Here is an 18382-nt window from a genome sequence, read left to right as displayed (position 1 = left end):
ATCTGAATATTTTTAATTTCCATTTTTAGGGTATTGACATATTACCGTGAGTCTTAATTAAATTATTAAAAAAAGAGAATAGGATGTCCCTATTCTCTCTTTTAAACATAATTAAATATTTCCTTTTCAATCAAAACTTCAATAAAAGCCTTCTGGTTAATTTCACAAAGAGACTTTTCCACATGTTCCTTTATTTTATTAAGCACCACCTTCTCTGTAGCTGAATGCCCGGCATCAATTACCGCAATACCCTGCATAAAAGCATCTAATGCGTCGTGATATTTAACATCGCCAGTTACAAAAACATCCGCATTTTTAAATATTGCAGCATTAATTAAATCAGATCCGGAACCTCCACATACAGCTACTTTTTTAACAATTTTTGAAAGTTCTCCTACCACTTTTAAATTAGAAACATTTAATTTATTCTTGACCAATAATGCAAAATCCTCTAAAGGCATCTCTTGGGATAAATATCCCACACGCCCAATACCGTATTTTTCACCTTCATTATCTAAAGGATATACATCATAGGCTACTTCTTCGTATGGGTGGATTTTTAACATTGCGCTTATTATATTTTTAACCCGGCTTTGAGGTGCAATTGTTTCTATTCGAAATTCATTTACTTTTTCCAACTTTCCAATTTTGCCTATAAATGGATTTGCCCCTTCTTCAGGCTTAAAGGTACCTTCGCCCCTTATTTTGAAAGTACAATTGCTGTATTTGCCTATAAAACCTGCTCCGGCATTACCCATAGCCTCTATTATTTTATCTTCATACCCTTCCGGAACAAAAACCGTAATCTTTTTTAATGGCTCTGTATAGGTTTCTCTTAAAACCTCAACCTTTTCCAACCCTAGCAATTGGGCTAAAACATCGTTGACACCATCCTTTGCTACATCTAAATTTGTGTGTGCAGAGTATATTACTAAATCCTTTTGAATAGCTTTATATATAACCCTGCCAATCGTAAGGTCTTTTCTTATAGCTTTTAAAGGTTTAAATATTAACGGGTGATGGGCAATTATCATTTCAAAGCCATTATTTAATGCATAATCTATTACATCTTCAGTCACCGTTAATACTATTAATATTTTATTAACCTCTTTATTATAGTCGCCTAATTGAAGACCCGTATTATCCCAATCAAAAGCCAAATTTTTTGGAGCAAATTTTTCAAGAATGTTAATTATTGTTGCACAGGAAGGCATCTGCGTAAACCTCCATTAAAATCTTTAATTTTTTTAATGTTTCTTCTTGCTTTAGTTTGTTTTGGCCTTTAATACTTAATCTATAATTTTCTTCCAATTTATCAATTCTAAACTTTAAATACTCTTTTATAATCTCTTCCCTTTTATTTTTTAAAATTGGCCCTACTATAATATCTATATCATCAAAGCTCTTACTTTTACCCTTTTTTTCAACTTTCCAAATCTCATAAAATTTTTCTTCTTCCTTAACTACCACTTCATCCTTAAATTCAAAATAATTTTCTAATAAATACTTTCTCAGTTTACATAAGTTTTTCATAGGCTGGAGTATAAAACTTTGTATTATTTCTAATTTTACCTTTGATTCCATTAAAATTTCCTTTATGGTTTCTCCCCCCATACCTGCAATAACTGCTAAATCTATTTCGCCAGGAAGGATAGGCTCCAATCCTCTACCCAGCCTAACTTCTATCTTTTCTTCACATTCATATTTTTGTACATTATTCAGTGCTCTCTTGTAAGGCCCCCATTTTGCTTCTACGGCGATTACATAAGGAGAAATATTGTTTTTTACAAGAAAAATTGGCAAATACGCGTGATCAGCACCTATATCTGCAACTTTTGTATTTAACGGAATGATTTCCGCAATTTTTCTTAACCTTTCCTTCAAAATAATATTTTTCATATTTTGCACCTTATTTTATTTATTTTATTTTAAATTTATGCTTTAACAAAAAAAGGGGAATATCCCCTTTTATTCAAGAAAGTCTTTTAATTTTTTGCTCCTGCTCGGATGTCTTAGCTTTCTTAAAGCTTTTGCCTCAATTTGGCGGATCCTTTCTCTGGTAACACCAAATACCTGCCCTACTTCCTCTAATGTCCTCGGTTTTCCATCATCCAAACCAAATCTTAATCTTAAAACCTTTTCTTCTCTCGGCGTTAAAGTTTCCAATACATCTTCCAATTGTTCCCGCAAAAGTTGAAAAGCTGCCGCATCAGCAGGAGCCTGAGCTTCTTCATCGGGTATAAAATCACCCAAATGGCTATCTTCTTCTTCACCTATAGGGGTTTCAAGAGATACAGGTTCTTGAGCAATTTTCATTATTTCCCTTACCTTTTCAACAGGCATTTCCATTTCTTCGGCAATCTCTTCAGGTGTAGGATCTCTACCTAATTCCTGTAAAAGCTGTCTTGATACCCTTATCAATTTGTTGATAGTTTCAACCATATGCACAGGTATCCTTATAGTCCTTGCCTGGTCGGCTATTGCTCGCGTAATGGCTTGTCTTATCCACCAAGTCGCATATGTGCTGAACTTATAGCCCTTTCTGTAGTCGAACTTTTCCACAGCCTTCATTAAGCCTAAGTTGCCTTCCTGAATTAAATCCAGGAAAAGCATACCCCTACCCACATACCTTTTTGCAATACTTACTACGAGCCTTAAGTTTGCTTCAGCCAATCTCCTTTTTGCTTCTTTATCTCCCTTTTCTATACGTTTTGCAAGTTCTATCTCTTCTTCGGGAGTAAGAAGCGGTATCTTACCAATTTCCTTTAGATACATCCTTACTGGATCATCTATTGCAATCCCTTCCGGTATAGAAAGATCCAATTCCTCTTCCGGAAGGTCTTCTATCAAAGATTCCGGTAGCTCATCAGCGTCATTTACAATCTCAATTCCCATTTCTTCGAAGGATTCATATATTTTATCAATAGCATCCGTATCTAAATCTTCAAATTCACTGAGAGTATCCATGATTTCTCTGTAGCTTAGGACCCCTGCTTTTTTCCCTTTTTCTATAAGTTCTTTTACTGCTTTAATCTTATCATCTTTTTTTTCTTTTTCCTTTGTTTCACCTTTTATCTTGTTTAAATCTTCTTTATCCTCTTTGTCCTTTTTAGCCACAATTGCTTCTTCATTCAATTCACTATTGCTGTTTTCTATTTTTTCCTTTGCCATTTACATTCCCCCTTTCTCAGCAGATTCTTCTTTTAATAGTTCCATTTCCTTTCTAAGTTTTTGGTAGTAGTTTAGCAAATTTATCGCTGTATTGTACTCGCCAATGGTTTCTGCTTTTTTTATCTTTTCCTTGATTTGTTTCATAGCAAATTTAAGATAATTCTGTTTTATTTTTAATACCAATTCTTCTATATGCTCCTCCTTTTTAATAAATTCACCTTCCATTAATAATTTTGTAAAATCTGAAGCGGCTACTTCGTCTTTACTCAAAGCCAATAATACTTTATCCTCTGTTATTACCTCACCCTTTTTTACAAGTTCTAAAATCGCACTAAATATCTTTTTATGGTTTTTATAAAGAAAATATATAGGTGAAAGCTTATAAGCAGCTTTTTTTCCAGATTCAGGGTAATTTATCAGTGCTTTAAGAACTTCTCTTTCTGTTCGAAAAATACCGTTAACAAGGGCCTTATTTGGAGATTGTTCCCTCAATTCTTTATTATTATTTCTAAATTGGCTATTTTTATACTTAAAACCAATCTCTGGAATGTCTTCAATTCTTTTTTTGTGTAAAGCCTTAAGTAATGTATTTTTAGGTATTTCATACTGTCTATAAAGCCTATCTATATAAAAATTTCTCTCTATTTCATCTTCTATTTGTGACAGGATTTGGACCGCTTTTTTGATGAATTTTAATTTATCAACACTTTTATTTAAATCTAATTTCTCCCTTTGCTGATCTAAAAGATATTCTATAAAATTTTTTGCATTATGAAGCTGATTTTCAAAGGCTTCTTTGCCGTATTTCTGTAAAAACTCATCAGGATCTTTGCCTTCTGGAAGTGTCAAAATTCTTATATTTAAGCCTTCCTCTCTTAAAATTTCAAGCCCTCTTAAAGTGGCATTCCTCCCAGCTGCATCCATATCATAGGCTATCACAACTTCTTCCGTGTACCTTCTTAAAAGCTTTGCCTGTGCTTCGGTAAGTGAGGTTCCTAAAGAAGCAACAGCCCTATTAATACCTGATTGAAAAAGGCTTATCACATCCATATATCCTTCAACAAGTATTATCCCTTTTTCATCTTCCCTTGTTATCTTATCAATTCCATATAACAAAGTGCCCTTTGTAAAAACTGGTGTATCGGGTGAATTTAAATACTTTGGTTCTCCCTGGCCTATCACTCGACCTCCAAATCCTACAAAGTGTCCATATACATCTTTTATAGGGAAAATTATTCTGTCCCTAAACCTATCGTAATACGAACCTTTTTGCCTCCCTGGAATAATAAGCCCTGACTTAACAATAAGTTCCGGTGAAATATCTTTTTTTGTTAAGTAGTTAAAAAGGCTATCCCATGAAGGCAGTGCATACCCTAAAAAAAATTCTTCGGCTGTCTTTAAAGAAATCCCTCGTAATTGCAAGTATTCCCTTGCTCTTTCTCCTTCTTTTCTTGACAGATTCTCATGGAAAAATTCTGCTGCCATTTTATTAATGTTATAAATCTCTCTTTTTAATTTAAATGAGTCGCTCAAGCTCTCTTCATTTTCCCTTATTTCTAATCCGATCTTTTCTGCCAAAAATCTCACTGCTTCAGGGAAGCTCAAATTTTCTTTTTTCATTATAAAATTAAAAACATTACCACCTGTTCCGCATCCGAAACAGTAAAAAAGCTGTTTTCGGGGACTAACCGTAAAAGAAGGAGTTTTTTCGCTGTGAAAGGGACATAAAGCTACATAATTTTCTCCCCTTCGCCTAAGTGAGACGTATTCCGACACTATATCCACTATATCAGCTTTACTCTGAACCTCTTTTATAAAGTTTTCAGAAAAAAAAACCATCCTTACACCTGCCTAATTCAAAAAAACTCCTCCAATAACCTTTTGAGAGGAGTCTAGCTGCGAAAAAATAAATAATTAATAAGCTACATTTTTCATAAATGAATATTCTACATCAACATTAAATATTCCTTCTTTATTTATTTGAATCAAAAATTTTTAATAAAAATTTAACCTGCTTTTAATTTTTTAAAGGCCATGATGAAGGGACGAATATTTCCCTAAATTTATAAATGGCATAGCTGTCCGTCATCCCTGCTATATAATCGCAAACCCCTCTCTCCTTTCCTTCTTTTTCTACAATTTTTTTATACTCATCCGGAAGTTTATCAACATTTTTGACAAAATATTTAAACATCAATTCCAGCATTATTTGAGCCTTATCTTCTTGAGATTTTGCCTTAGAACCTATATATACCCTTTCAAACATAAATTCCCGCAATGCATAGGTAGCTTTGTAAACCTCTTCGCTCATTTTAATATAGGGTTTTTCATAACTTTCAAGAATAATATCTTTTATCATTGTATCTATTCTTTTAGCATGCTTATTGCCTAATATATCTATAGGCCATTTGGGGAGGTCTTCTTCTTTTAAAATCCCAGCTCTTAGAGCATCATCTATATCATGATTTATATAAGCAATCCAGTCAGAAATTTTTACTACTTGGCCTTCTAAGGTAGAAGGATTTCCTCTGCTCGTGTGATTTAATATTCCATCTCTTACTTCGAAAGTAAGATTAAGGCCTTTCCCCTGTTCTAATTTGTCAACAACCCTTAAACTTTGTTCTTCATGCTTAAAACCACCGGGCATAAGTTCATTTAAAACCTTCTCCCCTGTATGCCCAAATGGGGTATGCCCCAAGTCATGGCCTAATGCTATAGCTTCAGTTAAATCTTCGTTCAATCTCAAAGCCCTTGCAATTGTGCGTGCTATCTGAGAGACTTCAAGGGTATGAGTTAAACGGGTCCGGTAATGATCTCCCTCAGGAGAGATAAAAACCTGAGTTTTATGTTTCAAGCGGCGAAAAGCTTTAGAGTGAAGGATCCTATCCCTATCCCTTTGAAAATCCGTCCTAACTAAGCACTTCTCCTCGGGAATTATTCTGCCCCTTGAACTTTTACTTTTAAAAGCATAAGTAGAAAGATTTTTTTCTTCAAATTCCTCGGTTTTTTCTCTCAAATTCATATAAAAATCCTTCATTTTTTGTGCCTCCTTTGCTTATTCTTTTACACGAAAAAAGAGGCATCTCCTGCCTCTTTTAACTTTCTATATAACCTGTTCTTCATTTTTTCTTATAATCTCCATTATTTTGGCCGCCGTTTCTTCTACAGCCTTATTTGATACATCTATTTTGGGGCATCCGATTTTTTTCATTATTTCATCAGCATATTCTAATTCTTTTAAAATTCTATCCATACTGGCATAAGCAGCTTCTCCGTTTAATCCCAATGCCTTTAATCTTTCTTTTCTAATTTCATATAATTTTTGTGGGTTAATTGTTAGTCCTATTATTTTTTTGGGAGAAATTTCAAACAATTCCTCTGGAGGGCTTACTTCAGGCACCAAAGGCAAATTTGCTACTTTAATCCTCTTATGGGCAAGATACATCGCAAGAGGAGTTTTTGAAGTTCTGGATACACCTATCAGCACCACGTCTGCTTTTGACAGTCCCCGAGGATCTTTGCCGTCATCGTATTTTACCGCAAATTCAACAGCCTCCACCTTTTTGAAATATTCCTCATCCACCCGTCTTGCCAAACCGGGTTCTAACTTTGGCTTTAAAGGAGTAATCCTACCTATGGTTTCAATGAGCGGACCCATTATATCAACAATAGGTATTTCGTTTTCTCTTGCTTTTTCTATTAAATATTCTCTTACTTCAGGGAGTACAATTGTACAAACTATGGCACAGTTGGTTTGTTTTTTTGCCTCTTCTATGACTTCTGAAGCGTATTCCAAATCGGTTACGTAGGGAAATCTTACAATTTCAATATTTCCGGAATCAAACTGAACCGTCGCCGCTCTTGCGACAAGCTCGGCTGTCTCCCCAATAGAATCTGACACAGCAAATATAATTGGGATTGCTTCTTTCTTTATTTTAAATCCCTCCTTTAACTCAATTACTGCCTAATTCAACAAAAAGTTTTGTTATAATTGTCTTTGTTATTCTACCGATAACTTTATATTTAATTTTGCCATTTATTTCCTCAGCTTTTACTACAGGCAGTGCATCAACTTGATGAGCAACTATTTTTCTTGCAGCGTCATATGCAGATTCTTCAGGAGTACATGTGATTAAATTAGGCATTCTCGTCATTATTACACTTACTGGAATTTGCCTTATATCCGCATTTCCGATAGCTATTTTTAAAAGGTCTTTTCTTGAAATAACACCAGCAAGGCTTCCATCCTCATGGACAACAAAAAGCGTCCCCACATCTTCAACAAATAAAGTGACTATTGCATCATATACCGATGCATCTTCTTTGACAACAACCGGTACAGATTTAATATCATTCACCTTAATTTCGCGTATTTTTTCAGCTATTAGATTTTTTGTATGTTTTCCCGCATAAAAATAGCCCACCCTGGGCCTTGCTTCTAAAATGCCAGCCATAGTAAGGATGGATAAATCAGGCCTTAAAGCTGCCCTGGATATGTTTAATTTTTCGGCAATTTCTTCACTTGTTATAGGTTCATTTTTTTTAACTATATCGATTATTTGTAATTGTCTTGGAGTTAATTCTATCGAACTTCACTCCCTTCTAAATGTTTATGCTGTACTATTAATTTTTAGTATAGCACATTTTTTCTAAAATTCATTATTAAAATTTTTTAGATATATTTAAAATAAATTTGCAAGATAAGGCGTTATAAGGGTTTCAATTACTGCTGCAATATAAAGTATGGGAACCAAAATACCCATAGATAAAACCGAGTTTTTTAAATTTTCTTTTAAAATCTCGAATTTATTTTTATCACGTTTGGGAAATAAAAGGTCGACTCCTGTTTTTAAACCAAAGGATGCACCTAAAATAATTGCAGGAAGTTCTAATATGCCGTGAGGTAGCATGGCGGCTAAGAAAAATCCCAACGACTTCCCTTGGGAAAAAACAATAGCCATCATGATACCAACCAAAAAACCGTTAAAAATCATTCCTATTAGAGGTATAATGCCGAAAAATATTCCACCAAACATCATCAATAACAATGCTTTTACATTGTTTTGAAATATTAACCCAATTGCATAAAGTTTCTTTTTGCCAGCAATTTGCTTTCCGATATTAATAATGTTGCCCATTAATTTTTCTAAATTGGAAAGTATAAACTGTGGATTTTCTTTGAACACAAAATACCCTATAATTACACCCAACATAAAAAAGATAACAGAAATAATTATAAAACCTTTTTTGTCTTTAAAGGAATTTAATATGGGATCCATATTTTTCCTCCTTATGCTTTTAAGTTTCTTACAGCATCTAAAAACTTGTAAGTTCTAATTTTTTTATCAAAAATATCCTCGATAAAACTGGTTAAAGCCTCTTCAATTTCTTTTAAAAAACTATAATCAATTTTCAAAAATTGTGTTTTTTCAATAGGAGAGTATAATAACGCCAATAGAAAAGAAATGGATTCTCTACTCAATTTTTTGCTATTTTTATCCTTTTCCTTACAGTTTTCACAAATAAGTCCACCGAACAATGAGCTCAAATAAAATTGCATAGATTTGTTAGCCCCGCAGGTAACACATTGGGTCAATTGGGGTGTGTAACCTTGAATTGATAATAATTTTACTTCAAAGCATCTTGCTAAAATCTCCAGTTCTTCATATTCCTCTAAAAAATTCAGCATTTTTAAAAAAAAGTTGAAGAGTTTTTCATTTTTATTCCTTTCCGGAGTAGAAATCCTTATGAGTTCACTAAAGTAGGCACCATATGCCATCCTTTTTAGGTCTGACCTAAGCTTAGAATGGGAATCTATTATCTCCGATTGGACAAGGATATCCAAATTTTTCCCTTCAACTATTAAAAAATTGCTGTGGGAAAAAATTAAAGTTCCTGCTATTAAAGGATTACGAGGTCTCCTTACACCCCTTGCCACAGCATGCAATTTCCCCTTTTCCAGTGTAAAAAGGGTTAAAATCTTATCTGTCTCCCCCAATTCTCGATGGTTTAAGACAACTCCCTCAGCTTTATAAAGGGCCATATTTTTTACTCCTTTTTAGTCCTTAATGTATCAAAAAACTTTTACCTTTGCATTTTGTGGGACAACTTGTATCCATATATTCCCTCTTCTTAATTTGAGAACTTTATTGTCCTCTGTCAATAATTCTATGTTCCTATTCTTTCCCTTTTTCCATTTTATTTTTAAAGACTCGCCCTCGGTAATATAAAATCCATTGCCTGTTCCGAAGGTATTAATCTCCAAACGCCCTTCCTTATCCATAACCTTGGCATTCATGTAAAGTATTAAAAGGTTTTTTGTAAAAAGAGGATTTTGGGTATTCCTATCAATGTGAACATCGTCGTTTATATACCTTTTATATACTTTTTGGGAACTTTCATAGCGGTAAGTAACTTTGTAATTATTATTATAAACTATTTCTACTTCCTGTGCTGTTTCAGTTTTATACCCTCCAAAAGATTCTTCATCAGAAAATTCAAAGGTCTTTATATCCACATCCTTATAGTAATTTGATTTATTTGCCGTAGTTAGCAGTCTTTTTATAGAAGTATATGCATTATGAGGCGCCGACCTTTCTTTATCCCTATAAAAGGTTATATTATCATAAATTCCGTCTATATGAGAAAACTTTTTATCTTCTTTAAAATAACTGTAAGCCTGTGGACTACCTCCATAATGTACAAAAATAGCGTTATAATTTTTAGCAAAGTCAATTAAGTAAGGCCTTGCACTTCTTATTGGTCCCACTTCAAAATCTTTATCAGGGTCATAATTCATATATATAGCAAGAAAACGAGTTATTCCACCTTCAGCCAGGACTTCAAATACTACATCTGCTTTGTCCAAACCCGATTGAGGCCTTGCCTTTTTTTCATTTTCCACTACCAAAGCAAAAGGCCTTTTTAATAGGTTTTGCTTTGGTATCAATAACCCAGTAAGCGGATTTAATATAGTTTCGTTTTGTGTATTGTCATTTTGGGCAGTATCTTTTTTCGGTTCAATTGTTTTTTCACTTTTTTCAGCGCTGTTATTATCATAACTTATTTGGCTGCTGCAGGATGCTGATATTGTTGTAATAAAACAAAGTATTAATAAAAATATCATAATCTTTTTTTTGCTAGACATATTTTTTCTCCCCAAAATAAACTTTTTATTTTTAAAACAATACTTTTTGTATTTTTTGAAAAAATACAAAATAAGCAACAATTACGGCATTTATTGCCGTAATCAGTACAGCACCTGCTGCTACATTTTTTGCAATACGTGCAAGGGGATGATAATCCCTTGTTATAAGGTCAATAGTTGCTTCAATAGCAGTATTTATCATTTCAGCAGTAATGACCAAAGTAATGGATAAAATCACTGATAAAAGTTCAAAATTTGTAAGATTTAAATAACGCGAAAAAATTAAAACAACTATGGCGATAAAAAAATGGATGCGGATATTTCTCTGGGTTTTAAAAGCATAAATTAATCCGCTGATTGCATAAAGAAAACTTTCAAACAAATTCCTTGATTTCTTCATCACAAATTATCCTCTCTTTTTAAACCAAGGGCTAATAATACTTCCTCTTCTTTTTGCCTCATTTCCTTCCTTTCTGCCTCTGTTTCGTGATCATAACCCAAAAGATGAAGTATTCCGTGAACAGCAAGATACCCAATTTCCCTATTAAAAGAATGGCCGTATTCTTCTGCCTGAGATTTTGCTTTTTCACAGGAGATTATAATGTCACCCAATAATTCTTCTTCCTCTATTTCTTCAATTTCATCATCAAAATCGCACTCGCCTTCCCGCATTGCAAAAGAAAGTACGTCTGTAGGCTCATCCTTGCCTCTGTAATGCTTGTTTAATTCCCGGATGTATTCATTATCTACCAATACAATACTTACTTCTACCTTATCCTCTCCATGCATTTCTAATGCCTTTTCGACCACTTTTTTTATCATTTCTTCGGTATCTTTATCGATTTCAATTTTATCCTGCAGATTGTTTATTACTACTGTAGACATTTTTACCCTTCCTTTCCAATTCCTTTACTTTTTCCGGATATTCTATACGATTGTGGAATATGCCTGTTAAGACCTTTGAAAAAGCATTGGCAATTTTGTCTAAATCTTTTAATGTCAGGTTGCTTTCATCCAATTGCCCATCAGCTAATTTTTCTTTAATTATCTGCCTAATAAGCCCTTCTATTTTTCCAGGTGTAGGTTTGTTCATAGAACGAACCGCCGCTTCCACCGAATCGGCAAGCATAACTATTGCTATTTCTTTTGTTTGAGGTCTGGGCCCATCATATCTAAAGCTTGCTTCTTCTGCATTTTTCTCCTGGTTAAGCGCCTTATTGTAAAAATAACTCATAAGGGATGTGCCGTGGTGCTGTGCTATAAAATCCATTATTACAGGCGGCAATTTGTACTGTCTTGCTATTTCCAAACCGTCTTTTATATGAGAAACTATTATCAGTGCACTCAAGGTTGGATTGAGTTTGTCGTGAGGATTTTCCTGTGCAAACTGATTTTCAATAAAAAAATAGGGCCTTTTTAGTTTGCCAATATCATGATAAGTAGCGCCAACCCTTGCAAGAAGGGAATCTCCGCCAACCGATTCGGCAGCAGCTTCCGATAAATTTCCAACAATTATTGAGTGGTGGTATGTTCCTGGGGCTTCTACAAGCAGTCTTCTCAGCAAAGGTTGATTGGGGTTGGAAAGTTCCAACAATCTTACAGATGTGGTAACTCCAAAAGCATTTTCAAAAAAGGGCAGGGTACCAACCGTCAATATTGAAGATAATATACCGTTTAGCATACCCCAGAAAATATCCTTTGTAATTTCAATCCACGGCAAATGATCTAAAAGCCCCAAACTTAAAATAACAAGGCTGTTTACAAACCCTACTATACCTCCTGCTTTTGTCAAATCTGGGCGCTGGGAAATCCTGGAGGTAAATAATATGCCTATTATACCTCCAAATAAACCCATTATTGAATAGGTAAATTCATTACCCATTATTATTCCTGTTAGTACGCTCATTATAAACAATGCAACAATGGCTATTTGAGGATTTAATAAAATGGTAATAAGCATTCCACCTGCTGCCAAGGGAACAAGGAAAGGAGAAATATGCTTAAAAATTACCGATATGAACAATGTAGAAAATATTACGATCGTTATCAACATCAAATCTATATTGTTTTCAAAATAATTGCGGAAATAATAAAAAATATAATATCCCAAAAGGAATTCCAATAACAAAATAAACAAACAAATTCCCAATATAATTGTTATATTAACCTTGTTGTCCTGTGCCAAAAGTCCAAGTTCCTTTAAAAGCTCTATCTGTTCAGCAGTAACAGGTTTCCCCTTCTCAATTAAAACTTGTCCCTTAGATATTTTTACGGGTTCAACAGCCTCCATAGCCATTTTTATACCTTTTTCGGTGGCTTCTCTGTCCAATACCATATTTGGCTTTATCACTGTAATAGCTATATCTATTCCTACAGACTTGATATTTTGCGGAAGATTAATTTTTTTAAACTCATCCAATACAAAGGCCTTTGCCCTATCTATGGAGTCATCCTTGATACCATTATCCATCACTGTTTCTATAACAGCCTTTGTTACAGTTTCTAACTCCTTTAATTGAACCGAGTCCATATTTACACAAGTTAAATAGGACTCATTAGATAAAGAAATAGATAAACTATCTTTTAAAACTTTGGCCTTTTCTTTCACATCTAAGTAGTCTTTAGACCGTACTTCCCTTATTGTTTCAAAAATTTCAGTAATTTGATTCTTTACCTCTTTTACAACCGTTTGATCTAAGGTGTACTTTTTGGGCACGGCTTCAGCCGCAGCCTCCTGCAGTTTTTTTGTAGCTATGGTATCTATGGCTTCTTTTTCTGCTACAATATCCTCCTGCAATACATCTCCAACTTTTAGATCATACTTTTTTGGAAGAACATTAGAAATTACAAGGGATGTTATTGAAACAAAGAAAACTAAACCTAATATAATTCTCTGAACCTTTTTGTCTTTAAAAAATTTATATTTTAAAAAACTCCTGCGATTTTCTCGCTTCACCTCAAAGGACACTTATTCTCAGCTCCCTATGAAGTCTTTTTGCTCCCTTCGTATTTTTCATAAGCCTTAATGATCCTTTGAACGACTTCGTGCCTTACTATATCCTTATCATCAAGGTAAATAAATTCTATACCTTCTATACCTTTCAATATTTTTTGAACAACATCAAGACCTGAATCTACACCCTTTGGAAGGTCTACTTGAGTAATATCACCCGTTATAACTGCCTTGGATCCGAATCCCAATCGGGTCAAAAACATTTTCATCTGTTCTGCTGTGGTGTTTTGAGCTTCATCCAAGATTATAAAAGAGTCATCAAGGGTCCTACCACGCATATAAGCCAAAGGTGCCACTTCTATAATGCCTTTTTCCATGTACCTCTGAAAGGTTTCAATACCCAATATATCGTAAAGGGCATCATATAAAGGCCTAAGATACGGGTCAACCTTTTCCTGTAAATCACCGGGCAAAAAGCCGAGCTTTTCGCCAGCCTCGACTGCTGGTCTTGTCAGAATAATCCTGCTTACTTCCTTTTCTTTAAGAGCAGTAATTGCCAATGCCATTGCAAGATAAGTTTTACCCGTACCTGCAGGCCCTATACAAAAAACAATATCATTCTGTTTTACAGCATTTACATAAAGTTTTTGTCCCAAGGTCTTGGGCTTTATATACTTTCCTCTATGAGTTACGCATATTACATCATCAAATAGGTCTTTTATTTTCTCCTCCTGCCCTTCTTTTGCAAGCCTTGAAAAGTATTTAATATCGGCAGAAGTTATATAATTTCCTTTTTTTATTATATTTATCAAATTTGAGAGTAGTTTTTCTGCAGAATTCACATCATCTTTGTCTCCCAAAATAGTTATTTCCCCATCTCTTGTGACAACCCTTACGTTAAATTCTTTTTCAATGTATTTAATATTTTCGTCTCTATTTCCGAAAAGACTCAACATGTTTTGAAAATTATCAATAACAAACCTGGCTTGTGCCAAATTTTTACCCAAAAAAACATTCCTCCCTGATTTAATTAATTTAATTTTAATTTTATTTAATTAAAATCTATTGAATTATTTCCTTTTGGCCAATGTCTTCAATTAGTTCTAAGTTAAGGATCCCAATTACAGAATTATCTTCATTATCCACATAAAATTCCATATTATGTTTTACAATTTCCTTATTTTTTGATAACTCCTTAATTTCCTGTTCGAGTAGTTCCTGTGCTTCCTCCTTTGCCCCTTCTACACCAACAAACTCTTTTTTGTCTTTATATTCTCTATATATTATTAAATCACCTTTTACATCTCCCAAACCCTTTGGCAGAAGCGTTATGCTTTTTAAATTAATTTCATCAAATTTATTAAAATCTATATCCTTAAAATATATATATAACTCATTATTTTTTATTTTCAATCTCAAAATTTTTCTTTCCCTACCTGTATATTCCTTTGTTATTTTCACTATTGGAACCTTTACTGAACGCTGATACCATACCTTAGCTTTAACAATGCCTTCTGCAGGAACTAATATTTCTCCTTTTCCTTCTCCAAGGGGTATTCGTCCTGAAATAAGAATATCCCCTTTTGTGACAAAATCTTGACGCTTGACTTTGGGTTCCCCATTCAATGTAATGACCTCTTCAATTACTCCGTCTTTTGATGCAACTATATTGCAGGGTTTGGTATCTTTCAGTAAAGGTGGTGGTTCTTTGGGCACTACTTCTACAACTACTCTTGTGCCTTTTACATATAACTCTACCCATGAAATATTTTTGTAGTTTAAAAGTATTTTATCAATAACGTATTTTTTGTCAATATTGTATTTGATTACCCCGGGCTTTATGCCCCACTCTTGTAAATCTTTAATAATCTTCTGCTTCAATTCATCGTCGTTTACATTAACCTGAACTGCCCAAATAAAAGAGGATAAAACGTATAACAATATTATGAAAATAACAGTCCCTGCCGCAAAAAGACTTCTTTTTTTTAAACGAAGGATTGAAAAATAAAACCCTACCTTCTTTACAACAATTATCCTGCATTTTACTTTCTTTGAAAGTTTAACAAGCTCAAAAAAACCCCTTACATCTATCTTTGCCTCCAATTCCTGTTCATTTTTCTTTTTAACATCCCAAAGTAAAATATTGTTTAATGAAGCCTGATTTAGAAGCCTTTCTACATACTCTCCCTTTATTTTTATAATAACATAACCGCCGAAACAATTCCACAATCTAAATAAAAACACCGGGTATCCCCCTTATTTTTTCAATCTTTAAAAATTATTTTTTTAACCTTTCCTTCAACCCTTACTTCATCCGAAACCAAATATTTAATAAAAAGGTTTTCACCCAGAATCTCTATTTCTCCTATACTGCTGTTTAAAACTATTGAATCTACTTCATATCTGATAATCCCTTTAAAATTTTCTACGCTCAATGCTAAATCCCCTGTTAAGGTAATAAGGGGAAGATTTATCAACACCTCTTTGGGCAAATCCAATTTTTCCGCTAATTTATCCTTAAAATCGTTATAATTCATGATATTCCCTTCTTTTCTAATTTTTTAAGCCCTCCTCTTTTCTAAATTTATTCTTTGTTTAAACAGAAAATTACAAGAAAAAATAAATAATAAAATTAAAAAACCCCACAGTTTGTTTAACTGCAGGGTTTTATACTTTTTTAAAATTTACTCAAGCAATTTTTTAACTATTTGATTTACTACCCTACCATCTGCTCTTCCTTTTACCTTTGGCATGATGGCGTTCATAACTTTTCCCATATCTTTTATACTGTTTGCGCCTATCTCATAAATTATTTGACGGGCTATTTCCTCTATTTCTTCTTCGGTTAATTGCTGAGGGAGGTAACTTAAAAGAATTTCTATTTCCCTTTCCAGTTGAGCTGCTGCATCGGGCCTATTAAGGCGCTCATATTCTTCTTTATTTTCCTTTAATTTTTTAACTTCTCTTGATAATACTTCTATTACTTCATTATCATCCAGTTCATGCATCCTGTTTTTTTCTTCATTTATTATTGCAGCTCTTGCCATTCTTATCACTGAAAGTTTTTCTTTTTCGCCTTGCTTTAAAGCCCTTTTCATATCTTCATTTAATACATCCTTTATTGACAAATTTTATACCTCCTCAATAAAACTACTTAAATTTTCTGCGACGTGCTGCTTCAGATTTTTTCTTTCTTCTTACGCTGGGCTTTTCATAGTGTTCTCTTTTTCTTAATTCGGAGAGAACACCTGCTTTCTGGCATTCGCGCTTGAAACGCTTCAATGCACTGTCCAGCGATTCATTTTCACCTATGCGCACTTCCGTCATTGAACTTCCCTCCCTCCGCTTAGCGTAAAAAAATCAAAGGCCCTTTATTATCCTGGAGGCCATGTCATGAATCTGCCACCCAGCAAGTGAAAATGAAGATGGTGTACGGTTTGTCCACCCTCATCTCCGGTATTTACTACAACTCTAAAACCTTTATCGTCAATATTATTAGCTTTTGCCAGCTCCTTTATTATCTTTATTATTTCAGTTAAAAGGTAACTATCTTTTTCCTCAATTTCTAACAAGGAAGGTATATGTTTCTTGGGTACAATCAGGAGATGGATAGGTGCTTGAGGATTTATATCCTTAAAGGCAATTACCTTCTCATCTTCGTAAACTATGCTGCTGGGTATTTCTTTGTTAATTATTTTACAAAAAATGCAGTCCAATATTTCCACCTCCTTTGAACGAAAATAGCAAGAGCTATTATTTTCTTATTCCACATAAATTGTCAATTTCCTGCTTGAAACAAAATTTTTTATTTGGAAATTATTTCGCCTAATATATATTCTTCTTCATTATGTTTTAAAATTACATCATGAATTTTATTATGGAGCTCTTCCTTTGAAAAAACTGCCACGCGAATATAATTATCTGTTAGGCCCTCGTATAAATCTACTCCTATTTTTTCTTCAAACAATACCTTTAATATTTTACCTTTAAATTTCTCTCTAAAGCTTCTTTCCAATTGATGGCTCAATGATATTAATCTATGGCTTCTTTCTTCTTTAATTCTTTCAGGTATCTGTCCTTTCATTTCGTATGCAGGGGTTCCTTTTTTGGGAGAAAATTTAAAAACATGAAGCTTGCTAAATCCTACCTTTTTTATAAAATCTTCAGTTTCTATAAAATTTTCATCGGTTTCTCCGGGAAAACCAGTAATAACATCAGTAGTTATGGAAACATCAGGAATCTTTTCGCGAATAAGCTCTACTTTCTCCAAAAATTCCTCAGCAGTATATCGTCTGTTCATTTTTCTTAATATTTCATTGCTTCCGCTTTGAAGGGGAATATGAAAGTGCCTGCAAAAGTTTTCTAACTTCGAAACGGTATCTATAAAATTTTCATCAATCTCAAAGACTTCAATAGAACTCAATCTAATCCTTTCAATACCCGGTATCTTTGAAATCTCTTTAATAACATCTAAAAGATTGGGATTTCTTTTAAAATCTTCACCGTAAAGGCCTAAGTGAATCCCAGTCAAAACCACTTCTTTAAAACCATCTTTTGCAAGTTCCTGTGCTTCTTTTATAATACTTTCCAGTTTTCTGCTCCTCAAAGGTCCCCGTGCATAAGGAATGATACAGTATGAGCAAAACAAATTGCAGCCTTCCTGTATTTTTAAAAAAGCCCTCGTTTTCTGCCTGTAACCCCTAAAAGCAATTTCTTCAAAGGACTTTACTTCCATTATATTCCCAACATCGACTATTTTTTCTTCATTATATAAAGCCTTTTCAACCATTTCTACAATTTTTTTCCTATCTTTGGTCCCTATTACCACATCTACCCCGGGAATTTTCATTATTTCATCCGCAGCAAGCTGGGAATAGCACCCTACTACAGCAATTACCGCTTGAGGGTTTTTTCTGATGGCTCTTCTTATAATTTGACGAGATTTTCTTTCACTCTCATTCGTTACCGCACAGGTATTTATTACATAAATATCCGCAATTTCATCAAAATCTACGGTTTGATAGTGCTTTTCCCTGAAAAGCTCCATCATTGCTTCCGTTTCCGCCTGATTAACCTTGCAACCCAAGGTATAAAAAGCCACTTTTGGCATT

At 33.8% G+C, this 18382-nt stretch carries 20 protein-coding genes; all 20 read right to left on the bottom strand.

The window, feature by feature from the left end; all coding sequences use genetic code 11:
- Positions 1-101 precede the first annotated feature (101 nt).
- The 20 genes from ACPLVF_RS06490 to mtaB all read right to left on the bottom strand — a co-directional run bounded on the left by ACPLVF_RS06490 (position 102) and on the right by mtaB (position 18381).
- Positions 102-1214 carry a Nif3-like dinuclear metal center hexameric protein gene (locus ACPLVF_RS06490; protein ID WP_424907014.1) on the bottom strand — a complete coding sequence of 371 codons (1113 nt, stop codon included), beginning with the start codon at positions 1212-1214 and terminating at the stop codon, positions 102-104.
- Entirely contained in the window at positions 1189-1899 is a 711-nt protein-coding gene (locus tag ACPLVF_RS06485) for a tRNA (adenine(22)-N(1))-methyltransferase (protein ID WP_424907013.1), read from the bottom strand. Before ACPLVF_RS06485 ends, ACPLVF_RS06490 begins: the two co-directional genes overlap by 26 nt.
- Positions 1900-1968: 69 nt before the next feature.
- Complete coding sequence (gene rpoD, locus ACPLVF_RS06480) at positions 1969-3171, bottom strand: RNA polymerase sigma factor RpoD (protein WP_424907012.1); 1203 nt, start codon at positions 3169-3171, stop codon at positions 1969-1971.
- The gene (dnaG, locus tag ACPLVF_RS06475) at positions 3172-5010 is read right to left on the bottom strand and encodes a DNA primase (RefSeq protein WP_424907011.1); all 1839 of its coding nucleotides are present in this window, start codon (positions 5008-5010) and stop codon (positions 3172-3174) included.
- A 178-nt stretch (positions 5011-5188) separates the two neighbouring features.
- The gene (locus ACPLVF_RS06470) at positions 5189-6193 is read right to left on the bottom strand and encodes a deoxyguanosinetriphosphate triphosphohydrolase (RefSeq protein ID WP_424907021.1); all 1005 of its coding nucleotides are present in this window, start codon (positions 6191-6193) and stop codon (positions 5189-5191) included.
- 81 nt (positions 6194-6274) lie between these two features.
- Positions 6275-7084, bottom strand: coding sequence for a pyruvate, water dikinase regulatory protein (locus ACPLVF_RS06465; protein WP_424907020.1), 810 nt, complete (start codon positions 7082-7084; stop codon positions 6275-6277).
- Between the two features lie 40 nt (positions 7085-7124).
- Positions 7125-7757, bottom strand: a complete 633-nt coding sequence (locus ACPLVF_RS06460) for a helix-turn-helix transcriptional regulator (protein ID WP_424907019.1) — start codon at positions 7755-7757, stop codon at positions 7125-7127.
- A 96-nt stretch (positions 7758-7853) separates the two neighbouring features.
- Positions 7854-8450, bottom strand: coding sequence for a stage II sporulation protein M (locus ACPLVF_RS06455; protein WP_424907010.1), 597 nt, complete (start codon positions 8448-8450; stop codon positions 7854-7856).
- Between the two features lie 11 nt (positions 8451-8461).
- On the bottom strand, positions 8462-9214 hold the full coding sequence (gene recO, locus ACPLVF_RS06450; RefSeq protein WP_424907009.1) for a DNA repair protein RecO: 753 nt from the start codon (positions 9212-9214) through the stop codon (positions 8462-8464).
- 30 nt (positions 9215-9244) lie between these two features.
- Positions 9245-10318 carry a DUF3048 domain-containing protein gene (locus tag ACPLVF_RS06445; protein WP_424907008.1) on the bottom strand — a complete coding sequence of 358 codons (1074 nt, stop codon included), beginning with the start codon at positions 10316-10318 and terminating at the stop codon, positions 9245-9247.
- 31 nt (positions 10319-10349) lie between these two features.
- Positions 10350-10718 carry a diacylglycerol kinase family protein gene (locus tag ACPLVF_RS06440; protein ID WP_424907007.1) on the bottom strand — a complete coding sequence of 123 codons (369 nt, stop codon included), beginning with the start codon at positions 10716-10718 and terminating at the stop codon, positions 10350-10352.
- Positions 10718-11203: an rRNA maturation RNase YbeY gene (gene ybeY / locus ACPLVF_RS06435; RefSeq protein WP_424907006.1), complete on the bottom strand. Its 486-nt coding sequence runs from the start codon at positions 11201-11203 to the stop codon at positions 10718-10720. Before ybeY ends, ACPLVF_RS06440 begins: the two co-directional genes overlap by 1 nt.
- Positions 11169-13286: an HD family phosphohydrolase gene (locus ACPLVF_RS06430; protein WP_424907005.1), complete on the bottom strand. Its 2118-nt coding sequence runs from the start codon at positions 13284-13286 to the stop codon at positions 11169-11171. Before ACPLVF_RS06430 ends, ybeY begins: the two co-directional genes overlap by 35 nt.
- Positions 13287-13300: 14 nt before the next feature.
- Positions 13301-14227 (bottom strand): PhoH family protein, encoded by a 927-nt coding sequence (locus ACPLVF_RS06425; protein ID WP_424907018.1) that lies wholly within the window; start codon positions 14225-14227, stop codon positions 13301-13303.
- Between the two features lie 106 nt (positions 14228-14333).
- The gene (gene yqfD / locus ACPLVF_RS06420) at positions 14334-15515 is read right to left on the bottom strand and encodes a sporulation protein YqfD (protein ID WP_424907004.1); all 1182 of its coding nucleotides are present in this window, start codon (positions 15513-15515) and stop codon (positions 14334-14336) included.
- A 20-nt stretch (positions 15516-15535) separates the two neighbouring features.
- A complete protein-coding gene (gene yqfC / locus ACPLVF_RS06415; protein WP_424907003.1) occupies positions 15536-15808 on the bottom strand; it encodes a sporulation protein YqfC in 273 nt (90 codons plus the stop codon).
- A gap of 147 nt (positions 15809-15955) precedes the next feature.
- Positions 15956-16399 carry a GatB/YqeY domain-containing protein gene (locus tag ACPLVF_RS06410; protein WP_424907002.1) on the bottom strand — a complete coding sequence of 148 codons (444 nt, stop codon included), beginning with the start codon at positions 16397-16399 and terminating at the stop codon, positions 15956-15958.
- 22 nt (positions 16400-16421) lie between these two features.
- Positions 16422-16598, bottom strand: a complete 177-nt coding sequence (rpsU, locus tag ACPLVF_RS06405) for a 30S ribosomal protein S21 (protein WP_068748869.1) — start codon at positions 16596-16598, stop codon at positions 16422-16424.
- Between the two features lie 47 nt (positions 16599-16645).
- The gene (locus ACPLVF_RS06400) at positions 16646-16990 is read right to left on the bottom strand and encodes a histidine triad nucleotide-binding protein (RefSeq protein WP_424907017.1); all 345 of its coding nucleotides are present in this window, start codon (positions 16988-16990) and stop codon (positions 16646-16648) included.
- An 86-nt stretch (positions 16991-17076) separates the two neighbouring features.
- Positions 17077-18381, bottom strand: a complete 1305-nt coding sequence (mtaB, locus tag ACPLVF_RS06395) for a tRNA (N(6)-L-threonylcarbamoyladenosine(37)-C(2))-methylthiotransferase MtaB (protein WP_424907001.1) — start codon at positions 18379-18381, stop codon at positions 17077-17079.
- Position 18382 lies beyond the last annotated feature (1 nt).

This window comes from Thermovenabulum sp. (assembly GCF_049701175.1).
GTDB lineage: Bacteria > Bacillota > Thermosediminibacteria > Thermosediminibacterales > Thermosediminibacteraceae > Thermovenabulum.
The sequence above is the reverse complement of the archived record's forward strand: the minus strand, read 5'-3'. Positions and strand labels throughout refer to the sequence as shown.